This is a genomic window from Stenotrophomonas ginsengisoli, assembly GCF_001431485.1.
Lineage (GTDB): Bacteria > Pseudomonadota > Gammaproteobacteria > Xanthomonadales > Xanthomonadaceae > Stenotrophomonas > Stenotrophomonas ginsengisoli.
The window spans coordinates 15,731-36,585 of sequence record NZ_LDJM01000019.1 but is presented as its reverse complement, the minus strand read 5'-3'; the positions used below and the strand labels follow the sequence as shown (position 1 = coordinate 36,585).

General features: G+C 67.5%; 20 protein-coding genes and 1 tRNA gene. 7 read left to right on the top strand and 14 right to left on the bottom strand.

Features of this window, described 5'->3' with window-relative positions; translation table 11 throughout:
* Window positions 1-24 precede the first annotated feature (24 nt).
* The 7 genes from pth to ABB30_RS08200 all read right to left on the bottom strand — a co-directional run bounded on the left by pth (window position 25) and on the right by ABB30_RS08200 (window position 5,666).
* Window positions 25-606 carry an aminoacyl-tRNA hydrolase gene (gene pth / locus ABB30_RS08230; RefSeq protein ID WP_057637833.1) on the bottom strand — a complete coding sequence of 194 codons (582 nt, stop codon included), beginning with the start codon at window positions 604-606 and terminating at the stop codon, window positions 25-27.
* A 68-nt stretch (window positions 607-674) separates the two neighbouring features.
* Window positions 675-1,241, bottom strand: a complete 567-nt coding sequence (locus tag ABB30_RS08225) for a 50S ribosomal protein L25/general stress protein Ctc (RefSeq protein WP_057637825.1) — start codon at window positions 1,239-1,241, stop codon at window positions 675-677.
* Between the two features lie 105 nt (window positions 1,242-1,346).
* Window positions 1,347-2,306 carry a ribose-phosphate diphosphokinase gene (locus ABB30_RS08220; RefSeq protein WP_057637824.1) on the bottom strand — a complete coding sequence of 320 codons (960 nt, stop codon included), beginning with the start codon at window positions 2,304-2,306 and terminating at the stop codon, window positions 1,347-1,349.
* Between the two features lie 87 nt (window positions 2,307-2,393).
* Window positions 2,394-2,470, bottom strand: a tRNA-Gln gene (locus ABB30_RS08215).
* Between the two features lie 3 nt (window positions 2,471-2,473).
* Window positions 2,474-3,349, bottom strand: coding sequence for a 4-(cytidine 5'-diphospho)-2-C-methyl-D-erythritol kinase (gene ispE, locus ABB30_RS08210; RefSeq protein WP_083489764.1), 876 nt, complete (start codon window positions 3,347-3,349; stop codon window positions 2,474-2,476).
* Entirely contained in the window at window positions 3,346-3,984 is a 639-nt protein-coding gene (gene lolB / locus ABB30_RS08205; protein WP_057637822.1) for a lipoprotein insertase outer membrane protein LolB, read from the bottom strand. The genes ispE and lolB overlap by 4 nt, the downstream gene beginning before the upstream one ends.
* Window positions 3,981-5,666 carry a tetratricopeptide repeat protein gene (locus ABB30_RS08200; protein ID WP_057637821.1) on the bottom strand — a complete coding sequence of 562 codons (1,686 nt, stop codon included), beginning with the start codon at window positions 5,664-5,666 and terminating at the stop codon, window positions 3,981-3,983. The genes lolB and ABB30_RS08200 overlap by 4 nt, the downstream gene beginning before the upstream one ends.
* A 65-nt stretch (window positions 5,667-5,731) precedes the next feature.
* Here ABB30_RS08200 and hemA point away from each other — a divergent pair, with 65 nt between their 5' ends.
* The 3 genes from hemA to ABB30_RS08185 are packed head-to-tail and all read left to right on the top strand — an operon-like array spanning window position 5,732 to window position 9,781.
* Window positions 5,732-7,015 (top strand): glutamyl-tRNA reductase, encoded by a 1,284-nt coding sequence (gene hemA, locus ABB30_RS08195; RefSeq protein ID WP_057637820.1) that lies wholly within the window; start codon window positions 5,732-5,734, stop codon window positions 7,013-7,015.
* Window positions 6,993-8,078 carry a peptide chain release factor 1 gene (gene prfA / locus ABB30_RS08190; RefSeq protein WP_057637819.1) on the top strand — a complete coding sequence of 362 codons (1,086 nt, stop codon included), beginning with the start codon at window positions 6,993-6,995 and terminating at the stop codon, window positions 8,076-8,078. The genes hemA and prfA overlap by 23 nt, the downstream gene beginning before the upstream one ends.
* Window positions 8,078-9,781 (top strand): O-linked N-acetylglucosamine transferase, SPINDLY family protein, encoded by a 1,704-nt coding sequence (locus ABB30_RS08185; RefSeq protein WP_057637818.1) that lies wholly within the window; start codon window positions 8,078-8,080, stop codon window positions 9,779-9,781. Before prfA ends, ABB30_RS08185 begins: the two co-directional genes overlap by 1 nt.
* Before the next feature lie 50 nt (window positions 9,782-9,831).
* Here ABB30_RS08185 and ABB30_RS08180 read toward each other — a convergent pair whose 3' ends face one another.
* Together ABB30_RS08180 and ABB30_RS08175 are read right to left on the bottom strand one after the other, a co-directional pair.
* Window positions 9,832-10,398 (bottom strand): TlpA family protein disulfide reductase, encoded by a 567-nt coding sequence (locus tag ABB30_RS08180; RefSeq protein WP_057637817.1) that lies wholly within the window; start codon window positions 10,396-10,398, stop codon window positions 9,832-9,834.
* The gene (locus tag ABB30_RS08175; protein WP_057637816.1) at window positions 10,395-11,669 is read right to left on the bottom strand and encodes a YihY family inner membrane protein; all 1,275 of its coding nucleotides are present in this window, start codon (window positions 11,667-11,669) and stop codon (window positions 10,395-10,397) included. The genes ABB30_RS08180 and ABB30_RS08175 overlap by 4 nt, the downstream gene beginning before the upstream one ends.
* An 86-nt stretch (window positions 11,670-11,755) precedes the next feature.
* Between ABB30_RS08175 and wrbA the strand changes: the two genes are divergently transcribed.
* The 3 genes from wrbA to ABB30_RS08160 all read left to right on the top strand — a co-directional run bounded on the left by wrbA (window position 11,756) and on the right by ABB30_RS08160 (window position 13,302).
* Window positions 11,756-12,349 carry an NAD(P)H:quinone oxidoreductase gene (gene wrbA, locus ABB30_RS08170; protein ID WP_057637815.1) on the top strand — a complete coding sequence of 198 codons (594 nt, stop codon included), beginning with the start codon at window positions 11,756-11,758 and terminating at the stop codon, window positions 12,347-12,349.
* Window positions 12,346-12,693, top strand: a complete 348-nt coding sequence (locus ABB30_RS08165; RefSeq protein WP_057637814.1) for a DUF2069 domain-containing protein — start codon at window positions 12,346-12,348, stop codon at window positions 12,691-12,693. Before wrbA ends, ABB30_RS08165 begins: the two co-directional genes overlap by 4 nt.
* Window positions 12,694-12,816: 123 nt before the next feature.
* On the top strand, window positions 12,817-13,302 hold the full coding sequence (locus ABB30_RS08160) for an asparaginase domain-containing protein (RefSeq protein ID WP_057637813.1): 486 nt from the start codon (window positions 12,817-12,819) through the stop codon (window positions 13,300-13,302).
* 37 nt (window positions 13,303-13,339) lie between these two features.
* On the opposite strand, the gene ABB30_RS08155 is transcribed toward ABB30_RS08160, so the two are convergent.
* From ABB30_RS08155 to sufT, 4 genes are all read right to left on the bottom strand, one after another.
* Window positions 13,340-13,741, bottom strand: a complete 402-nt coding sequence (locus ABB30_RS08155; protein ID WP_057637812.1) for a hypothetical protein — start codon at window positions 13,739-13,741, stop codon at window positions 13,340-13,342.
* A 120-nt stretch (window positions 13,742-13,861) separates the two neighbouring features.
* A complete protein-coding gene (locus ABB30_RS08150; RefSeq protein ID WP_057637811.1) occupies window positions 13,862-15,622 on the bottom strand; it encodes a S8 family peptidase in 1,761 nt (586 codons plus the stop codon).
* A 307-nt stretch (window positions 15,623-15,929) separates the two neighbouring features.
* Entirely contained in the window at window positions 15,930-17,027 is a 1,098-nt protein-coding gene (locus ABB30_RS08145; RefSeq protein ID WP_057637810.1) for a branched-chain amino acid aminotransferase, read from the bottom strand.
* A gap of 117 nt (window positions 17,028-17,144) precedes the next feature.
* Entirely contained in the window at window positions 17,145-17,696 is a 552-nt protein-coding gene (gene sufT / locus ABB30_RS08140; protein ID WP_057637809.1) for a putative Fe-S cluster assembly protein SufT, read from the bottom strand.
* 111 nt (window positions 17,697-17,807) lie between these two features.
* Here sufT and ABB30_RS08135 point away from each other — a divergent pair, with 111 nt between their 5' ends.
* Window positions 17,808-18,239: a hypothetical protein gene (locus tag ABB30_RS08135; protein WP_057637832.1), complete on the top strand. Its 432-nt coding sequence runs from the start codon at window positions 17,808-17,810 to the stop codon at window positions 18,237-18,239.
* 84 nt (window positions 18,240-18,323) lie between these two features.
* Here the strand turns inward: ABB30_RS08135 and ABB30_RS08130 are convergent, their stop codons facing one another.
* Complete coding sequence (locus ABB30_RS08130; protein WP_057637808.1) at window positions 18,324-20,636, bottom strand: DUF1631 domain-containing protein; 2,313 nt, start codon at window positions 20,634-20,636, stop codon at window positions 18,324-18,326.
* Window positions 20,637-20,855: the final 219 nt, after the last annotated feature.

The following is a 20,855-nucleotide window of genomic DNA, read 5'->3' as shown; positions in this document are numbered from 1 at the left end:
GGCTCGCAAACCGGCACGACCCAATCACGCCTTGGTGGTGTGCAGGCGCTTCATCGCCTCGTTGAAATCGCCAGCCAAGGCCAGCGGCAAGACGTCGATGGCCGCATCGATGGCGCGGTCCTGCAGGACCTGCTCATCGGTGCCCGGGCGCGAGAGCACCCAGCCCACCACCTTTTCCTTGCTGCCCGGGTGGCCAATGCCCACACGCAGGCGGTGGAACTTGCCATGACCCAGCAGGCGGATGATGTCACGCAGGCCGTTCTGCCCACCGTGGCCACCATCGAACTTCAGGCGCGCGGTACCGGCAGCCAGATCCAGCTCGTCATGGGCGACCAGGGTCTGCTCGGGGGCGATCTTCCAGAAGTTCTGCGCGGCGATGACCGACTTGCCGGACAGGTTCATGAACGTGGCCGGCTTGAGCAGCCAGACACTGTGCCCGGCGATCTCGACCTTGCAGGTCTGGCCGAACAACTTGGCATCCACAGCCCAGCGCGCACCGGCCTTCTCGGCCAATGCCTCAACGAAATGAAACCCGGCGTTGTGCCGGGTTCGGGCATGTTCGGCGCCGGGATTGCCCAGGCCGACGATCAGTTTCAGACCACTCATGTCCGAGACCATTACTCCTTCATGACAGGGCCCGCCATTGGCGGGCCCTGTTGCAGCACAGCCAGGAATTACTTGGCGGTGACCACAGCGGTGTTGTGGTCGGCACCCAGCTTCAGAGCCGGGATTTCCACGCCTTCCGGCAGCTTCAGGTCGGCCAGGTAGATCACGTCGCCGGCCTTCAGCTCGGCCAGGTCAACCACGATGGACTGCGGCAGGTTGGCCGGCAGGCAGGCGATGGTGACGTCCTTCAGCTCGTGGGCAACGGCGGTGTCGGCAGACTTGCCGGCCGGCGAGATCTCTTCGTTGATGAAGGTCAGCGGCACGGTGGCGGTCAGCACTTCGTTGGCGTTCACGCGCTGGAAGTCCAGGTGCAGGATCTGCTGCTTGAACGGATGACGCTGCAGGTCACGCAGCAGCACCTGGTAGATGGTGCCATCCAGGTCCAGGTTGATGATCGAGGAGTAGAACCACTCGTTCTGCTGTGCCAGCCAGATTTCGTTGTGGTTGAACTCGACCATGGCCGGGGCGCGATCGCCACCGTACACGATGCCCGGGACCGAACCGGCGCGACGCAGGCGGCGGCTCGCACCCTGACCTTGCACTTCGCGCAGGGAAACCTTGATTTCGTTTGCCATTTTCTTGCTTCTCATTGGATGCACTGCCTCGCGGCAGGGCGTTGATGACTCGTCCGCGACCAGACGAGCCAGGAAAGCGCCGGCACAGGGCCGGCGCGCAAAGGATCAGTCCACGTACATCGAACTGACCGACTCGCCGAAGGCGATGCGACGCATCGTTTCGGCCAGCATTTCAGCCACCGAGATCTGGCGGATCTTCGGGCACAGGCGTGCCACTTCAGACAGCGGGATCGTGTCGGTGACCACCAGCTCATCGAGCTGGGAGTTGTTCAGGTTGTCCACCGCCGGGCCCGAGAGCACGGCGTGGGTGCAGTACGCCGCCACCTTCAATGCACCGCGCGCCTTCAAGGCAGCAGCGGCCGCACACAGGGTGCCGGCAGTATCGACGATATCATCGACCATCACGCAGTTCTTGCCTTCCACGTCACCGATGATGTTCATCACAGTGGAGACGTTGGCGCGCGGACGACGCTTGTCGATGATCGCCAGTTCGGCATCATCCAGACGCTTGGCCACGGCACGCGCACGCACCACGCCACCCACGTCCGGGCTGACCACGATCAGGTTCTGCGTGCCGTAGGCGCGCCAGATGTCGGCCAGCAGCAACGGCGAAGCGTAGACATTATCCACGGGCATGTCGAAGAAGCCCTGAATCTGGTCGGCATGCAGGTCCACGGTCAGGATCTGGTCGGTATGCACGGCCGAGAACATCTTGGCAGCCACCTTGGCGGTGATCGGCACGCGCGAGGAGCGCATGCGGCGGTCCTGGCGGGCATAGCCGAAATACGGCACCACGGCGGTCACACTGGCGGCACTGGCGCGCTTGAGCGCATCGATGATGACCAACAGCTCCATCAGGTGCTCGGCACTGGGCGCACAGGTCGGCTGCACGACGAAGACGTCCTGCTTGCGGACGTTTTCCTGGATTTCGACCTGGACTTCGCCATCGGAGAAGTGCGAGACGAGCATCTTGCCCGGACGGATGCCCAGTTCCTTGCAGATGTCGTGGGCCAGACGCTTGTTGGCGTTGCCGGAGAAAACCAGCAGATTCGGGGAGTCTTGCATGGGGGAGCTCTGCGCGTAGGGAATACGGTATCGATGCGGCACTACAGCGGCACCGGTGCGCCCGTCCCGGACGTAACCGGCGTCAAATGGCAGGGATGGTAGGATTCGAACCTACGAATGCCAGGATCAAAACCTGGTGCCTTGGGCCTCTTGGCGACATCCCTACATCAAACGTCCATCGCGTCCAGCGCATCAAGCAGTGGCGATCGATCTACTCCTGCCACCACCCGCGCTTGCAGCGTCCTTGGCAAGTCCCGCAGCGCCTGCTGTGCAGCATCGCGCGTGGCAAACTCGACAAAACAGCCGCTCCCCGATCCGGTAAGGCGTGGCGTACCGACCTGGGTCAACTGCTGGAACACGGCCTCGACGGCTGGCTCCAATGCCCGCAGCACCGGTTCGAACGCGTTGCCGGTCAGAGCCCCGGAAGCGAAGTTCCCTATTATCGCCATCGGCGTGTCACGCGTCAATTGCGCGGACTGGAAAAGCGCGGCCGTGGGCACATGCACGCCCGGCTCCACCACCAGGTACCAGGCCGGAGCCAGCGCGATCGGCGTGAGCTGCTCGCCCACCCCTTCGGCCCAGGCATTGCGGCCGCGCACGAACACCGGCACATCCGCGCCCAGGCCCAGGGCCAGGGACGCCAGCGCGTCTTCGTCCAGGCCCGCGCCCCAGAGCCGGTTGAGCACCACCAGCACGGTGGCCGCATCGGAGGAGCCGCCGCCAAATCCACCACCGGCCGGGACCTGCTTGTCGACCCGGATATCGGCGCCAAGCCGGCTGCCACTGGCCTGCTGCAGCGCGCGCGCCGCGCGCACGGCCAGGTCCTGTTCCGGCGCCACCCCGGCCACCGATTCCCCGACCCGCAGGATCTGCCCGTCATCACGCAGGCGCAGACCGATGCGGTCGCCCCAGTCGAGCAGGCGGAAAACGGTCTGCAGCAGGTGATAGCCATCGGCACGGCGGCCGGTGATGTGCAAAAACAGGTTCAGCTTGGCCGGGGCCGGCCACCACGACCAGCCGGCCACGTCATGTGTATCGGTCATTGTTCCCAGCCCATCCATTGGTCAACCAGCAGGCGCACCCGGGCCTGGCCATTGACCGCATCAATGCGTCGCGGCAGGGCCGGGCGGCCGGGCTCGGCCTCGTACCACTGGCCGAACTGGACCTGCCAGCCATCCTGCTCGGCGCGCAGCGGACGGCCGGCGGCATCGCGGGCCTGCACCTGCGCCTGCCCGTCCAGCACCCCGCGCACCCAGTCACCCAGGGTGGCCACCGGCAGGTCCCAACCAGTGGACTGCTGCACCAGCGCGCGTGCGTCGCTGCCCTGGCGCGGGCCACCGGCCAGCCCGTCCAGGCGCGCCTGGCCGCTGGCAAAATCCATCGACAACTCCCAGCCCTGGCGCGTCACCGGGGCACTGAGGCGGGCCTGGAAACCGCCGCCGCCCTGCTGCCAGTCCAGCCGCCCGTTGCCGCCGTCACGCCCGTTGCTCACCGCCACCCGGCCGGCAAAGCCCCAGTCCAGCTGGCTGTGCACCTGGCGCACACGCTCGGCTTCAGCGGCCAGCGCCTGTGCATCCGGCTCGAACGCCGGCGCAGGGGCCGGGGTATTGGGCAGGCTGCTGCAACCGGCCAGGCCGAGCAGCATCCACGCCAGCAACATCAGGGAAGGTTTTTTCATCGACCCAGCCTCTCACCCAGCAACTGAACCGCACGGCTTTCACGGTCCAGCTCACGTGCCTGGCGATACACCGCCTCGGCTTGCTCATGCTGCCCCAGCACCAGCAGCACTTCGGCCAGGTGGGCGCCGACCTCGGCATCGCGCTGCAATGACCAGGCGCGCTGCAGTTGTTCCAGTGCCTCGGCATGCCGGCCCAGGCGATACAGTACCCAGCCGTAGCTGTCGATGATGGCCGCATTGTCCGGCTCGGCCACGCGGGCACGGTCGATCAGCCCCAACGCCTCGTCATAGCGCCGGGTGCGGTCGGCCAGGATGTAACCCAGTGCATTCAGGGCCGCGGCACTGTCCGGTTCCTGCAGCAGCAGCGCGCGCAGGTCGGCCTCGGCCCGGCGCACATCATCCTGCCGCTCCCAGTACAGGCCGCGCGCATACAGCAGCGCCGACTCCCCGGGGAAAGCGGCCAGGCCACGAATCAGCACCTGCAGCTCGGTGGCCGGGTCGCGCAGCAGGCCATGCAGCTCGGCTTCGGCCAGGTAGGCATCACGGCGCACCTCCTTGTCCATGGCCACGTCATCCTGCAACGCCCGGGCCGCCGCCAGCGCCTGCTGCGGCTGCCCCATGTGGTAAAGCACGCCAACGGCGCGCAGCTGGGCCTCGCCACGCTCCGGCCCGCCGGCCACCGCGCGGTACCAGGACAGGGCCTGCCCGGGCCGCTCCAGGTACTGGGCCATCTTGCCCAGCAGCAGGCGCTGGGCCGCATCCGGGCGTGCCCCGGCTTCGGCCACCAGCGTGTCGTAAAGCACATTCAGGCCCGGCAGGTCCTGCTGCCGCACCAGCAGGGCCGCACGCAGCCCCCAGCTCTGCACGTCCTGCTCGCCGCGCGCCATCACCTGCGCGGCCAGGGCCCACTGGCCCATGGCGTCGTATTGCGCAGCCAGGGCATTGCGCAGCGCCGGATCATCGTCCACCCGCTGCTGCACCGGCGCCAGCACAGCCAGCGCCTGCTCTGCCTGGCCGTCGCCGTACAACTGGATCGCATGCAGCAGGGCCACCCGCGGATCATCGGGAAAACGCTGCACCGCCGCCGGCACCATCGAGGCCACCAGGGCGCGCTGGTCCAGCCGCAGCAGCAAACGGCCCAGCTCCTGCCACAGCTCCATCGTCGATGGCAGCTGGTCATCGGCAAGCAGGCCCTGCACGACCTGGCCGACCGCCTGCGGATTGCCGGCCGCATTGACCAGCGCCCCCAGTGCCTGCCGCCAGGCCAACGGATCGGGATCATTCACCAGCCCGGCCAGCAGCGGCTGCGCAGCAGCCACATCGCCCTCGCGCAAGGCCAGCGCCGCGGCACTGGCACGTACCCCCGGGGCATGCGGGGACTGTGCCTGCCACAGTGCCAGGGCCTGCCCGGCCAGCGCGCGTTCATTGGCCAGAATGGCAATCCGGGTCGCCCGTTCAGACAAGCGGGTATCGCGCCCACTGGCCTGTGCGGCGGCGAAATAGGCCCGTGCGGCCTCGTCCAAACGCCCGGACTGCAAGGCAAACTCGGCCTGCAGGCTGGCCTGCAGCGGAATGTCGGCCTGGACCACCACCGGCGCGGCAGGGGTTGCCTGCGCCCACGCCGCCATTGGCCAAAGCCATGAAATCAGTAGAAAAGATTTACTGCGCAAACTATGGGGCATCTGCGGGCGCCGGGACGTAAAATGGGAGGATCAACCGCCAGCAGCTTAACGCAAGCAATCTATCCATGAGCCTGTGGGTGCTCGGACTCAACCACCAGACCGCACCGGTGGAACTGCGCGAACGCGTGTCCTTCGCTGGCGAAGCCCTGCCCGTTGCCCTGGCCTCGCTGCGCGAGCATCCGCAGGTGCAGGAGGCGGTGCTGCTGTCCACCTGCAACCGCACCGAGCTGTATGCGGTGACCGAGGACCCGGCCAATCTGAACCAGTGGCTGAGCAGCCAGGCCGGCAACCTGGACGGCCATCTGTACCAGCATGGCGAGGGAGAGGCGGTGCGCCACCTGTTCCGGGTCGCCACCGGGCTGGACTCGATGGTCCTGGGCGAGCCGCAGATCCTGGGCCAGGTCAAGGATGCCTGGAGCGCGGCGCGCAGCCACGCCACCCTCGGCCACCAGCTGGACCAGCTGTTCCAGCACACCTTCTCGGTGGCCAAGCGGGCACGCACCGATACCCGCATCGGCGCCAACCCGGTCTCGGTGGCATCCACCGCCGTACGTCTGGCCCAGGAATCGTTCATCCGTCTGGATGGCGCGACCGTGCTGCTGGTCGGTGCCGGTGAAACCATGCAGCTGGTGGCCAAGCACCTGTCCGACGCCAAGGTGCGCCGGCTGCTGGTGGCCAACCGCACCCTGTCCCGCGCCCAGGCCCTGGCCCAGGCCCACGGCGGCATGGCCTTGAGCCTGGATGCGCTGCCGCGCCAGCTGGCCGAAGCGGACATCGTGTTCGCCGCCACCGCCTCGCCGACCCCGGTGATCGATGCGGCCATGCTCGCCGCCGCGCTGAAGCAGCGCCGGCACAAGCCGATGCTGCTGTTCGACCTGGCCGTGCCGCGCGACATCGCCACCGACGTGGCCCGCCTCGACGATGCCTACCTGTATACGGTGGACGACCTGGAAAAGGCCGTGGCCGAGAACCGGGCCAGCCGCCTGCAGGCCGCCGATGCAGCCCAGGCCATCATCGACATGCAGGTCGGCCAGTACCTGGACAACCAGCGCGCGGCCGCGCGCGCCAATGTGATCCGCGACCTGCGCCATTTTGCCGACCATACCCGCGACGGCCTGCTGGCCCGGGCCCAGCAGCAGCTGGCCGCCGGCAAGCCGGCCGAACAGGTGCTGGCGCAGTTTGCCAACAGCCTGACCAAGCAGTTGCTGCACCCGCCCACCATGGCCCTGCGCCAGGCCGCCCAGGGCCAGGACCATGCCCTGCTGGATGCGGCCGCGCGCCTGTTCCCCGCCCCTGCCGACAACCCGGACCCACCGCCCCGTGCCAATGACGCCGACCCTGCGCCGTAAACTGCTGGCCCTGGCCGAGCGCCACGAAGAACTGCAGCACCTGCTCGCCGACCCGGCCGTGGTCAGCGACAACAACCGCTTCCGCGATTTCTCCCGCGAGTACACCCAGCTGCAACCGGTGGCTGATGCCCTGAAAGCCGAGGCCACGACCCAGGCCGACCTCGACGCCGCCCGGGCGATGGCTGACGATCCCGAACTGGGCGAGCTGGCCGACGAGGAAATCAGCGCCGCCCAGACACGCCTGCAACAGCTCGATGAGCAGCTGGCCCTGCTGCTGGTGCCGCGTGATCCGCGCGATGACGGCAACCTGTTTTTGGAAGTGCGCGCCGGTACCGGCGGTGACGAGGCGGCGATCTTTGCCGGCGACCTGTTCCGCATGTATGCCCGTTACGCCGAACGCCTGGGCTGGAAGGTCGAGGTGGAATCGGAAAACCCGGGCGAACACGGCGGCTTCAAGGAAATCGTGGCCCGCGTGGTCGGCCGCGGTGCCTATTCGCAGCTCAAGTTCGAATCGGGCACCCACCGCGTGCAGCGCGTACCGGCCACCGAATCGCAGGGCCGCATCCATACCTCGGCCGCCACCGTGGCCATCATTCCCGAGGCCGAGGATGTGGAGGACGTGGTGATCAACCCGGCCGAGCTGAAAGTGGATACCTTCCGCTCCTCCGGCGCCGGCGGCCAGCACGTCAACAAGACCGAATCGGCCATCCGCATCACCCATGTGCCGTCCGGGGTGGTGGTGGAATGCCAGACCGAACGCAGCCAGCACGCCAACCGCGACAAGGCCATGAAGCGCCTGAAGGCCCAGCTGCTGGATGCCGAACGCAACAAGCAGGCCGCCGCCCAGGCCGAGTCACGCCGGCTGCAGGTCGGCAGCGGTGACCGCTCCCAGCGCATCCGCACCTACAACTTCCCGCAGGGGCGGATCACCGACCATCGCGTCGAGGGCCTGACCCTGTACGACCTGCCGGCCATCATCGAAGGCGGCATGGACGAACTGATCGCCCGCCTGCAGCACGAGCACCAGGCCGACGAACTGGCCCGCCTGTCCGAGGGCAGTTGATGCAGGACCATCCGCACACCTTGTCCCTGCGCCAGACCGTTGTCCGGGAACCGGGCAACTTCCAGGCCTGGGTGATGCTGTCCGATGCCGAGCTGGATGCCGGCCAGCTGCAGGCTGGTGCCCAGGCTGCCCAGCGCGCCCTGCACTTGCGTCCCGGCCATCCCGAAGCCCTGGCACGGCTGGGCCGCGCGCACTGGCAGGGCGGCCAGCCGGTACAGGCCGCTGCCCTGCTGCGCCAGGCCAGCCAGGCCGCCCCGGGTCATCCAGGCATCGCCCTGTGGCTGGGCCATGCTTTGGAAGATGCCGGCCCGGAAAATGCCGAAGCCGCCGCACAGGCCTACCGTCGCGCCCACCAGCTCGCGCCCGGGGAACCCTATATCGCAGCCCACCTGCTCAACTGGCAGCGCCGGCTGTGTGACTGGAGCAACCTGGAGGCACTGAGCCAACAGGCCCGCCAGGCCGTCGCCCGTGGTGATGCCAGCATCGAACCGTTTGCCTTCCTCAGCGAACCGGCCAGTGCTGCCGAACAGCGTGCCTGCGCCAGCTTGCGCGCCCGCGCCCTGGGCGTACCGCCCACGCGCCCTGCATCACCGGCCGAGCGGCAACGACCGGGCGTGCTGCGCCTTGGCTGGCTGTCCAACGGGTTTGGCAACCACCCCACCGGCCTGCTCACCGTTGCCCTGGCCGAAGCCCTGGCCGGGCTGGCCGATGTCCAGCTGCACCTGTTCGCCACCACTGCCGATGACCACAGCACGATCAGCCAGCGCCTGTCCGCAGCAGCCCGGCTGCACCGTGTGCACGGCCTGAGCCATGCGGCCATTGCTGCATACATCCGTCAACAGCAGATCGATGTGCTGTTCGACCTGCGCGGCTGGGGCGGCGGCGGCACACCGGAGGTACTGGCCCTGCGCCCGGCACCGGTGCAGGTCAACTGGCTGGCCTATCCCGGCACGTCCGGCGCCCCGTGGATGGACTGGATCCTGGCTGACGAATTTGTCCTGCCTGCCGCAGATGAGTCCGGTTTCAGCGAACGGGTCATGCGCCTGCCGCATGCCTTCCAACCCTCGGACACCGCGCGCCCGCAACCCGCCCCGCCAAGCCGCAAGGAATGCGGGTTGCCCGCACAAGGGGTTGTCTTTTGCTGCTTCAACAACAGCTACAAGATCAATCCCCGCAGCTTTGCGCGTTTGATGGCAGTGCTGCACGGGGTCAAGGACAGCGTGCTGTGGCTGCTGTCCGGCCCGGGCCAGGCCAATGCCCGCCTGCAGGCGGCCGCCGCCGCGGCCGGCATTGCGCCGCAGCGCCTGGTCTTCATGGACAAACTGCCGCACCAGCAGTATCTGGCCCGCTATGCTCTGGCGGACCTGTTCCTGGACACCAGCCCCTACAACGCCCACACCACCGCCTCCGACGCCCTGTGGAGCGGTTGTCCGGTCCTGACCACCCCCGGCCAGACCTTTGCCGACCGGGTCGCCGGCAGCCTCAACCACCACCTGGGCCTGGCACAGATGAACCGCAGCGATGATGCGGACTTCATCGCCACCGCCATTGCCCTGGGCAATGATGCCCAGGCCCGGGCACGTCTGCGCCAGCAACTGCAACAACAGCGCCAGCACGGCCGGCTGTTCGACATGCAGCAGTTTGCGCGTGATTTCGCCAGCGCCAGCTGGCAGATGTACGACGCCAGCACCACGGCCGCCTGAGCGCAGGCGCAGGCCCCTACCCGGCCAGCGGCTGGGTGAGGGGTATCAGCTCAGGGCGTACCGCCAAGCTCGGTGATCTTTTCCTCGATCTGGGCGGCAGTGACCGGGCCCAGGAAGGGGTGCACCACCTTGCCCGACGGATCGATCAGGTAGGTCATCGGCAGGCCGCGCGGGGTAGCGAAATCGGCCGGCGGATCATATGGGTCGGCAATCACGATCGGATAGGTCACCGGGCGCTGCTGCAGGAAGCTGCGCAGCTGCTCGGCACTGGTGTCCTCATAGGCCAGGCCCACCACCGCCACATTGCTGCGCATGCTGTGCATGGCCGACAGCTCGGGCATCTCCTTGATGCACGGCGCGCACCAGGTGGCCCAGAAGTTGACCACCACCCACTTGCCACGCTGTTCGGCCAGCACGTAGCGCCCGCCATCCACGGTCGGCAGGTCCAGGCTGGGGAAATCCACCGTCTGCACCTGTACCGGCTCGGCACTGGCCGCCGGCGCCGCTTGCTGGGCGGGGGCGGTATCGGCGGCCGCATTCGGTGCCGGCGCCGTCCCCGGGTTGCAACCAGCCAGGCCCAGGGCAGCCAGGGCGACGAAGGGAATCAGCTTGTTCAAGAACGTTCTCCAACAGGAAACAGGATCTGGTCCACGCTCATGTCCAGCCGGGCAACCAGGGGTTCACGCAAGTCATCAAGCGTAGCGCAGACCTGCTGGCCAAGGGCATCGCCACGCAATGGCAAGGCCACCGCACCGGCAGGAATGCGCAGCTGCAACTGCTCGTAGAGCTCCCCAAGGCGCACCCGGTCCAGATCCCGCGCCAACAGCCACTCACCGCGCCCGTCATCGCGCACGATGCCCAGTGATTCCAGGCCACACAGGAACTGCTGCAGCTGCGAGTCGGTCAGCATCGGCTCCAACCCGAGCAGGGCTTCCTCGCTCAGGCCCTGGCCGTGGATGCGCGCGTTGCCAAAACGCCCCAGCACCCGCAGCAGGGCATACAACTCATGCCCGGGCGGCAGGCGCATGGCCTGCGGCTGGTAATGGAAGGCGGCCAGCGAGGACGCCAGCGACGCACCGAGCAGCACCGACACCCAGCACAGGTAGATCCACAGCAGCAGGATCGGCACGAAGGCCACCGTGCCGTAGAGCTTCTGGTAGGACTGGAAGCTGGACAGGTACATGCCCATCCCCCACTTGACCGCCTCCAGGATCAGGGTCGCCAGCAGCGCACCGGCAAAGGCATGGCGCCAGTGCACGGTCAGGTGCGGCACCACCCGGTAGACCCCCATCACACAGACCAGCTCGATCATCAGCGGGGTCCAGCCCAGCAGCAGCGAGGCAAACCACTGGCCTTCGGTGGTACCGAACAGCGGCAGGGCAAACACCCGGCTGCTCATCGCCAGCAGTGCCGCCGCCAGCATCGCGCCCAGGGTCAGCACGGTCCAGTAGACCAAGAAGCGGGTCAGTTTTGGCCGCCCCGAGCTGACCCGCCAGATCTGGTTGAAGGTCTGCTCCACGCTGTTGAGGGTGATCAGCAGCGACACCACCAGGGCGATGAAGCCGGCAGCCGTGAGTTGGCCGGCACTGGCCGAGAACTGGTGCAGGTAGCCTTCGGCCGCGCGCGCGGCGCTGGGCACGAAGTTGGTGAAGATGTAATGGCTGAGCTGCTCACTCCAGGTGTTGAACACCGGAAACGCCGACAGCACCCCGAACACCACCACCGCCAATGGCACGATCGCAAACACGGTGGTGTAGGCCAGCGAACCGGCCGCCTGGAACAGGCGGTCGGCCAGGAACCGCTGCCACAGGAAGCGGCCGAAACTGACCACCCGCTCGCGGTCCCGCAACGGCTCCAGCCTGCGCGTTATCAATGAGGGCATCTGCATCGCTACAGCCTACCCGATGCAGCATCGCCGCCGCATTGCCATACTGCCGGCCTGTACAACGCTTGCCTGCAAGGAACACTCCCAAAATGGCCGAAATCCTGGTGCTCTATTACAGCCGTGGTGGCTCGGTGGCCAACCTGGCCCGGCAGATTGCCCGTGGCGTGGCCGAGGTGCCCGGCTGCAGCGCGCGCCTGCGCACCGTGCCGGCTGTGGCTCCGGTCACCGAAGTGGCCGCCCCGCCGGTACCCGACAGCGGCGCACCGTATGTCAGTGCCGAGGACCTGCTGCAGTGCGATGGCCTGGTACTGGGCAGCCCGACCCGTTTCGGCAACATGGCCGCGCCGATGAAGTACTGGCTTGATGGCCTGGGCGCACAGTGGGCCAGTGGCGTGCTGGCCGGCAAGCCGGCCGCGGTGTTCACCTCCACCGCCTCGATGCACGGCGGCCAGGAGGCCACCCTGCTGAGCATGCACCTGCCCCTGCTGCACCACGGCTGCCTGATCGTCGGCATCCCGTTCACCCACAGCGAGCTGAGCCACACCCGCAGCGGCGGCACCCCGTACGGCGCCAGCCATGTGGCCGGGGCCAGCGATGACCCGCAGCCCAGCGACGAGGAGATCATCCTGGCCCGCGCCCTGGGCCGGCGTGTGGCCGACATCTCGCAGCGGTTGGCCCGGTGAGCCGCCGCCCCTGGGGCTTGATCTGCATCCTGCTGCTGCTGGCCGCGCTGTATGCCGGCTGGCTGGGCAGCGGCCGCAATGGCCTGGCCAGCCTGCTGGTGTTCAGTGCCCCGCCAGTGCTGCTGGCCGGCGCCCTGCTGGGCCAGTGGCGACATGCACGCTACTGCTGCTCGGTGGCAGCGCTGGGCTGGTTCAGCCATGGGGTGATGCGCGCCTGGACCGACCGTCCGGACAACCTGCCTGCCTGGGCGGCACTGCTGCTGGCCCTGCTGGTCATTGCCCTGGCCAGCGGCCCGGCCGCGCGCGCGCGCCTGGCCAGCAAGCGCAAACCCGCACCGCACTGAATGCTCCTGCCTGCCGCGCCGGGCCCACATGCCTGCAGCGGCAACCAACGCGCCGGGGCGCTTATCATGTGCGTCCGGGCAGCGCGCGGTTGCGCCGCCTGATGGCACTTTCGGGAATACGCAATGGACGAACTGCTCATCGTCACCACCGGTGGCACGATCGACAAGATCTACTTCGACGACAAGTCCGACTACCAGATCGGCGATCCGCAGATCGGCATGATCCTGCGCGAGCTGGGCGTGACGTTCCGCTTCAATGTGATCCCGATCCTGCGCAAGGATTCGCTGCACATCACCGATGAGGACCGCGAGCTGATCCGCGCCACCATCGCCGCCCAGCCAACCCGGCATGTCCTGATCACCCACGGCACCGATTCGATGGTGGCCACCGGCCAGGTGCTGCAGTCCATCACCGGCAAGACCATCGTGATGACCGGCGCGCTGAGCCCGGCCCGTTTCCGCGGTTCGGATGCCGAGTTCAACATCGGCTGTGCGATCGGCGCGGTGCAGTCACTGCCCGAGGGCGTCTACATCGCCATGAACGGGCGCATCTGGAACCCGAACAAGGTGCGCAAGAACGTGGCCGAAAACCGCTTCGAAGCGATCTGAACCTGCCGCCGCCAGCCTGCGCTGGCGGCACCGCAACTCAGGGCTCTTCCATCCTGACACTGGGCAGGCGCGGTCCCGGGCCGATGCTGTTGCGCCCATCGCGCTCCAGCCACAGCACCCCGGGCTGCGCTGACAGACGCTGCAACAGCGCCGCCTCCTGCGCCGGCGCAACCCCCTCCAGACGCACCAGTTCACCACCGGCGGCCTGCGGCCTGAGCCAGTGCAGGCGCGCGCCGGCAGGTGCGCCAGCGGCCAGCATCAAGGCATCCAGACGGGCCTGCCGCTGTACGGCATCCGCCGTCGCCTCCAGGTCCTGCAGGCGGATCATCAGCCGCGGCGCCCGCGTCGCCGCCAGCACCACTGGCGGCGGGCCCTCCATTGCCCCGCCATCCATCCCACCGGAACTGCCCAGTACCAGACTCAACAACAGCATGTGCATGTGATGCCCTCCTCCGGCCGTGCTGACGGCAAGCATGCAGCAAAAAGGCGCCGTCACCCATCACGGTGACGACGCCCCGCTGTTGCCGCGGCCACGGGCAGGCCCGGGCCGGTCAGGTGCTTACCAGGTGGCCTTCAGGCTGACACCGGTGTAAGCGCTGTAGCCACGGATCATCACGTGGTAGGTCCCTGCCACCGGGCTACTGATGGTGCAGGTTTCATTGTTGCCACTCAGGTACGGGCGGCAGTTGTAGCTGCTGGTGGTGGGCTGGCTGCCCTGGCGCACGTACAGGTCGGCATCACCGGTGCCGCCGGTGATGTTGACCACCAGCGAGCTGGTGCCGGCCGGCACGTTGACGGTCCAGTACTGGGTGCTGCTGCTGGCACCGGAAATACCGGTCACGGCCACACCGTTCTTCAGGCCGGTATCCGGCTCCGGCTCCGGCTCCGGATCCGGCGTACCACCGCCACCACAGGCGGCAATCGCGCCCTGCACCGCCGCCTGGGCGTTGAGGATGCCGGCGCCAATGGTCTGCGACGGGGTGGACGGGAACGGGCTGGCGGTGTTCTTGATGATGGTCTCGATCTGCGCCGGCGTCAGTGCGCACGAGGCGGCCGACTGCATCAGGGCGACCACACCGGCCACGTGCGGCGCGGCCATCGAGGTGCCATTGTAGCTGGCATAGCTCGGGGTGCCCGGCGTGGTGGAACCACTGTTGAGGGTGGAATAGATGCTCGAACCCGGAGCGGCGATGTCGATGCCGGCGCCATAGTTGGAGAAGCTCGAACGCGCACCGGTATTGGTGGTGGAGGCCACCGAAATCACATTGGCGCAGTTGGCCGGGGTGAAGCCGGATACGTTGGCATTGCTGTTGCCCGCTGCCACCACCACCGTAGTACCGCGCGCCACCGCACCGTTGATGGCCGCCTGCATGGCGCTGCCGCAGGTACCCGAGCCACCCAGCGACAGGTTGATCACCTCGGCCGGGTTCGGATTGGCCGGCACACCGGAGACGGTGCCACCGGAGGCCCAGATCACCGCATCGGCGATGTCCGAGGTCGAACCGCCACCACGGCCCAGCACGCGGGCATGCACCAGCTTGGCTTCCGGTGCGGTACCGGCGCCGCCGGTGCCGTTGTTGGTTACCGCGGCGGCGGTACCGGCCACGTGGGTGCCATGCCAGGAGGAGCTGTAGCCCGGAGTGAAATCACCCGGGTCGCTGGCGTCGCTGTCACGGCCGCCACCGTCACCGGCGACCGAGGACGAGGTGATGAAGTCGTAACCGGCCAGGGTGTTGGCATTGAGGTCAGGATGCGAGGTGCTGCCGGTATCCAGGATGGCAATGACCGTGCCGGCACCACGCGACAGGTCCCACGCCTGCTGGGCCTTGATACCGTAGGTGCCGACAAAGCCCCACTGGGTGCTCAGGCTCGGATCATTCGGGGTCCAGGCCGGATGCAGGATCTGGTCGACTTCCACGTACTCCACGGCCGGGTCAGCGGCGATGGCGCGCATCAGCTGCTCGGCTTCGGCACGGTCCAGGGCGCGGTCAGCGCGCACCAGGGTCGGCCCCACGGCCAGATCGCGCACCTTGCTCACGCCCAGCGCACGGCCATTGCGGGCCGGCACGGCCTTGGAGGCCGCAGCCAGCGAGCGGCTCAGTACGGTGCTGCGTGCAGCGGCCACGGTGGCAGCACTGCTGCCGGCCTGGTCGCGGTATTTGACGATGAACCCCTGATGGCTGTCGGCCGATGCCAGGCCGGACAGGTTTACCTGGCCGGCAAAGGCCGGCGCGCACAACAACATCGACGTCAGCGCCATCGCGCCCAGAACTACTACCGAACTACGTTGCTGCCTGTTGCCCTGCGGGAACTGGTTCATCGTTGATCCTTGGTTGAGTAGAGACTGTCTGTCGGGGCGGCCATTGCAGCCGCCCGGCCCGGAAATACCGGGCAGCACCCGGGCCTTCCCCTGTGATGGCCCAGGCGCCCAACGCTACGCCCTTCCTAAATATTGGCGCAACAACAATCCCTCGCCTGATTGCGACAAACATCAATTCCATGATAGGCGTCGCACTGCAACATCGGAGCACCGCACATTCGTTCACGTATGCAAAAGGCCTGCCGCCATTACTGGCGACAGGCCTTGCTGTGCAGGCCACCGGTACCGGGCTCACGCCCGGCCGCGATCAGCCCAGACGCACCAGCCAGCCGTGACGGTCGGGCAGGCGGCCGTACTGGATGTCGGTCAGCTCCTTGCGCAGCGACATGGTCACCTCGCCAGCCGGGGCATTGAGGTCACCGACGCTGAAGCCATCGCCCTTGAGCTGGCCGATCGGGGTCACCACGGCGGCGGTGCCGCAGGCAAACACCTCGCTGATCGCGCCGGAAGCCACGCCATCCTTCCACTCCTCGATGGACACCTGGCGCTCTTCCACGGTCATGCCGCGGTCGCGGGCCAGCTGCAGGATCGATTCACGGGTGATGCCTTCCAGGATCGAACCGGACAGCGCCGGGGTCACCAGGGTGTTGGTCTTGCCGTAGACCAGGAACACGTTCATGCCACCCAGTTCTTCCAGGTACTTGCCGTGTTCCGGGTCCAGGAACAGCACCTGCGAGCAACCCTGCTCCTGTGCCTTCTGCTGCGGCAGCAGCGAGGCGGCGTAGTTGCCGCCGCACTTGGCCGCACCGGTACCGCCCTTGGCCGCGCGCGCATACTCGGTGGACAGCCAGATCGCGACCGGGGCCACGCCCTTGGCGAAGTACGGGCCGGCCGGGCTGGCAATCACGTAATAGCTGGCCTGATGGGCACCGCGCACGCCGAGGAATGCCTCGTCGCCGATCATGAACGGACGGAAATACAGGCTGGCCTCGTCCTGGTCCGGCACCCAGGCCGCATCCACGGCCACCAGCTGCTTGAGCGACTCGGTGAACAGTTCCACCGGCAGCTGCGGCAAGGCCAGGCGCGCGGCCGAGCGTTGCAGACGCGCACCGTTGGCCTGCGGGCGGAAGGTCCAGATCGAGCCATCCGCGTGGCGGTAGGCCTTGATGCCCTCGAAGATTTCCTGCCCGTAATGGAGCACGGCCGCGGCCGGATCCAGGCTGATCGGCCCGTACGGCATCACCTGCGCGTCGTGCCAGCCGGCCTCCTTCTGCCAACGGATGGCCACCATGTGGTCAGTGAAATGGACACCGAAACCCGGCTTCTCCAGGATCTGCGCGCGCTGCTGCTCGGTACGCGGTGCGGGGTTGGCGGTGACGGTGAAGTTCAACGAGGACTCGGACACGACGGTTTTCCTGTCAGTTGCAGTAGGACGGGCGCCGCCAAAGGCTGGCGGCGCGTGGCATCACCGGCCAATTACACCATGACCGTCACGTCACTGCCCGCTGCAATGCACCGGCGCTTACAGCATTCCGGTTTCCAGGCGGGCTTCCTCGCTCATCATGTGGCGGCCCCACGGCGGATCGAACACCAGCTCGACATCGGCTTCGGCAATGGTCGGGATCAGCTCCAGCTTGGAGCGCACATCATCCACCAGCACCTCGCCCATGCCGCAGCCCGGGGCGGTCAGGGTCATCTTGACCTCGACCTTGCGCTTGTCGGCATCGTCATGCAGCACATGCGCCTCGTAGACCAGGCCCAGATCAACGATGTTGACCGGAATCTCCGGGTCAAAACAGGTGCGCAGCTGCTGCCAGACCAGACGTTCGACGTCCTCGTCACTGGCATCGGCAGCCAGCTCCAGCGGGGCCGGCGCGTCCTTGCCGATGGCATCGCCATCCTTGCCGGCAATCCGGAACAGGTTGCCTTCGACAAACACGGTATAGCTGCCACCCAGGGCCTGGGTGATGTAGCCATAGCTGCCGGCCGGCAGGGTCACGGTGTCGCCCTGCGGCACCATCACCGCCTGACAATCACGCTCAAAATGAATCGGTTCGCTGCTGCGGGAGTACATGGGCTGAACGGAGGACTACGCAGGAACAGTCCTGCAATGGTCCTATTTTATCCGACTCGCCCACCTTGCGCTGAAGGCCAGCTATGCTGTGACTCTTTGATGGATCGCGGCATGCCTGCACAGCGCTCTTCCCGTACCCGCCACTGGCTCTGGCCGGCAATGCTGCTGCTGGGCGGCAGCGTGGCCACCCTGGCCTGGATCGTACTGGCCCTGGGCAATGACCGGCAATCGAGCTGGATGGCGGTCGTGGCCGCCCTGCAGGTGAGCTGGATGCTGCACCTGGGCACCCTGCCACGCGGCCGCCTGCGCCTGGCCATCACCCTGGCCAGCGTGCTGGCCATCATCGTGCTGGCCAACTGGGGCATCATCGCCGGGCGCATCGGCATGATGATGGGGCTGGACCTGGTGCTCTCGGCCCAGCGTCTGGGCCCTCACCTGGCCTGGACCTACGCCAGCCTGTTCAACGGCCTGGTCGATGTGCTCTGGCTGCTGGCCGCCCTGCTTACCGGTTACTGGCTGGCGCGCCCGCACCGGGGCCGCTGACAGCACGCCGCCACACAACCGCATTGCCACAAACGACAACGCCGGCCCAAGGCCGGCGTTGTCATTTCACGATCCCAAGGCGGATCAGTGCACGGTCGGGGCTGCGGGCGGCGCCTTGGCCGCCAGGTCATTTCCCGCGTTGGCATCCAGACGGTCGATCACGCCCTGCATCGCGCTGTCAAAAGCACCATCGCTGGCATGGGCGCGCAGGCGGCCCAGCTGCACCATCACTGCCAGCTCCTCCGGCGAGGCCACGCAGAAACGCACGCCACGGCGGTTGACGAACAACAGGCGCCCGGAAATCGGGCTGACCCAGGACAGCTTGCCCGCCTGGACCTTGCCATCCTTGTCGATGAAGTCCAGCCAGGTACCCACAGCCAGCTGCCGGAAACGATCCGCATCGGCGTGATCGAAGTTCTCGCTGGCCGCGGCCTGCTGCAGTTCTTCGGACGGTGCCTCGGTGGCCGGCGCACTGGGCAGGACCACCTGCGGCAACTCGGGCAACTCGCGTGCATCTTCGGGACGGCGTTCGGCCACCGCCTGCAGGGTGTCATGCAGGGCATCGATGGCCGTGGCGGCGGCATCATCGTGCAGGCCGATGCTGGCAAAGATCTTGCGCAGGCCCAGATGCTGGGCCTGCAGCCACGGCTTGCCGACAATGTGCCGGCGCGCCTCGCCCAGCTCGTCGATGATGGCATCGGCCAACTGCAGGGATTCGGCAGCCGCCTGCTGGGCCTCGTCGCCCTCGCGCAACAGGCACAGGGCCAGGTGGTGCTGCCAGGGCGAGGACAGGAAGTCGACGATGGCCTTGGGCATGTCTTCCTGCCCGTCCACCCGGCGCGCCACTTCGGCAGCCGCACGCCGGCGCGCCTGCTCCAGACGCTCCTGGCCACGCTGGGTTTCGGCCGCGCGGCGCTCGGCGATCTCCACCTTGCGCCGGTGCTGGATCAGGAAATCGCGGAATTCCTCCTCCAGGGTCAGGAAGATGGCCAGATTCTCATTGAACTCGGCCACCAGCCGTTCGGTGATTTCCTCGACCTTGCCCATCAGCACGCGCTCGGCCGGGGTCTGCCCGGTGTTGCCCTCGCAGGCCTCGGCCAGGGAATTGAGCAGCTTGCGGGCCGGGTGGGTCTTCTGCACGAACATGCGGCGGTCCAGCAGGGCCACCTTGACGAACGGCACGATCAAGCGCCCGATCAGCTCGCGCGAGCGGCCGGCCAGGTCACGTTCGTCGAGCATCACGTCAAACAGCATGCCGACCAGGTCAATGGCGTCCTCGTCTGCCGCATCCAGGCGGGTACTGCCCGGGGCCATGCCCAGCTGGCCGGCCGAATGCAGCACCTCGCTCTTGAGCCGCTGCGCCAGCGACTCCCCGTGCTCGCCAATGGCCGCACTCAGGGTGGCACTGGGGGTGCTCTGCAGCAGGGAGAGCACGTTCATCATTTCGCGCGAATTGAGCGCACGCTCGCCCTGCAGCGGGACCGGCGACTCGGCGCCACGGCGCTGCGCCAGCAGCTCGTTGAGCGCGTCCAGCAGTACGGCCGGGTTGGACAGGCCATCGGCCTCGCCTCCCATGCCACGACCACCACCGGCAGCAGCGCCCGCTTCCATGCGCCCGGTACTGTGGGCCCAGCGGTCCACAAAGCGCTGCGCCCAGGCCGGCGCATACTGGCTGTCATCATCGGCTGCCGGGTTGTCTTCCAGACTGGCTGGCGGCGGGGGCGGCGCGGCAGGCGTGCGGCGCAGCGGTGCCACCTGCGGCAGCACCCCGGCACTGGCCAGGCAGGCATCCAGGGATTCGTAGATTTTGGAGATGGCCGGGCTGAGCTCGCGCTCGCACAGCTTGATCACCACCAGGCGCGCCTCGGCACTGAGGTCACTGCTGGCAAAGGCCTGGTGGATGGCCACCGCCACATGTTCCGGGCCGACCGGGTTGCTGTCGGCATCCAGTTCCAGGCCACCGGCGACCCAGCCGATACGGCGATCGATACGCGCCAGCTGCTGCTTGCAGTCACGCAGCAGCACGGTGGCGAAATTGCGCACGGCCAGGCGCGACTCGAGCACATGCTCGGGCACCAGGCTCAGCCCCCCCTCACCGGATTCCCCGGCCAGCACGCGTTCGGCCGACAGCGGCAGGCCCGCCTCCAGCGCCCGCCAGGCTTGGCGCAGGTGGCCGTTGAAGGCGGCAAGGATGTAATCGCGGCGCAGCCGCAGCTCGCGCATCGCATCCAGAAACTGCGGCTGCGAGCTACCGGCACGCTCGGCGCGGTCAAACAGGGCATCGTCAAACCGGGTCAACGCGGCGGCAAACGCCTCGCCCAGCCCGGGCAGGGCCAGTTCGCTGGCAGCGGCCAGCAGACGCGCATCGCGTTGCGGGGTGTTCTGTTCGAAATTCATACACTCAGGTTCCATGCCCACAGGCATTTTACAGAGCCAGCCGCCAGACCGATGCCGGTCCCCCAGTGTTGCAGGGCACATCGTATGATTTAGGCTGAACCCGCTCCGTGACCCGGGTCGCAGATCAAACCGGGAGTTGACGCACAGCGTCACACATACACCACCTCCGTCACCAGCCCTTCACCCAGACCAGCCACGGCGCGGATGGTCGGCATTCAT

Bases quoted from the DNA above. Each gene is read 5' to 3' on its own strand.
- ABB30_RS08150 (WP_057637811.1), bottom strand. From the start codon at position 15,622: ATGAACCAGTTCCCGCAGGGCAACAGGCAGCAACGTAGTTCGGTAGTA.
- ABB30_RS08160 (WP_057637813.1), top strand. From the start codon at position 12,817: ATGGACGAACTGCTCATCGTCACCACCGGTGGCACGATCGACAAGATC.
- wrbA (WP_057637815.1), top strand. From the start codon at position 11,756: ATGGCCGAAATCCTGGTGCTCTATTACAGCCGTGGTGGCTCGGTGGCC.
- ABB30_RS08155 (WP_057637812.1), bottom strand. From the start codon at position 13,741: ATGCACATGCTGTTGTTGAGTCTGGTACTGGGCAGTTCCGGTGGGATG.
- ABB30_RS08225 (WP_057637825.1), bottom strand. From the start codon at position 1,241: ATGGCAAACGAAATCAAGGTTTCCCTGCGCGAAGTGCAAGGTCAGGGT.
- ABB30_RS08175 (WP_057637816.1), bottom strand. From the start codon at position 11,669: ATGCAGATGCCCTCATTGATAACGCGCAGGCTGGAGCCGTTGCGGGAC.
- lolB (WP_057637822.1), bottom strand. From the start codon at position 3,984: ATGAAAAAACCTTCCCTGATGTTGCTGGCGTGGATGCTGCTCGGCCTG.
- ABB30_RS08220 (WP_057637824.1), bottom strand. From the start codon at position 2,306: ATGCAAGACTCCCCGAATCTGCTGGTTTTCTCCGGCAACGCCAACAAG.
- ABB30_RS08130 (WP_057637808.1), bottom strand. From the start codon at position 20,636: ATGAATTTCGAACAGAACACCCCGCAACGCGATGCGCGTCTGCTGGCC.
- sufT (WP_057637809.1), bottom strand. From the start codon at position 17,696: ATGTACTCCCGCAGCAGCGAACCGATTCATTTTGAGCGTGATTGTCAG.
- pth (WP_057637833.1), bottom strand. From the start codon at position 606: ATGAGTGGTCTGAAACTGATCGTCGGCCTGGGCAATCCCGGCGCCGAA.
- ABB30_RS08185 (WP_057637818.1), top strand. From the start codon at position 8,078: ATGCAGGACCATCCGCACACCTTGTCCCTGCGCCAGACCGTTGTCCGG.
- hemA (WP_057637820.1), top strand. From the start codon at position 5,732: ATGAGCCTGTGGGTGCTCGGACTCAACCACCAGACCGCACCGGTGGAA.
- ispE (WP_083489764.1), bottom strand. From the start codon at position 3,349: ATGACCGATACACATGACGTGGCCGGCTGGTCGTGGTGGCCGGCCCCG.
- ABB30_RS08135 (WP_057637832.1), top strand. From the start codon at position 17,808: ATGCCTGCACAGCGCTCTTCCCGTACCCGCCACTGGCTCTGGCCGGCA.
- prfA (WP_057637819.1), top strand. From the start codon at position 6,993: ATGACGCCGACCCTGCGCCGTAAACTGCTGGCCCTGGCCGAGCGCCAC.
- ABB30_RS08200 (WP_057637821.1), bottom strand. From the start codon at position 5,666: ATGCCCCATAGTTTGCGCAGTAAATCTTTTCTACTGATTTCATGGCTT.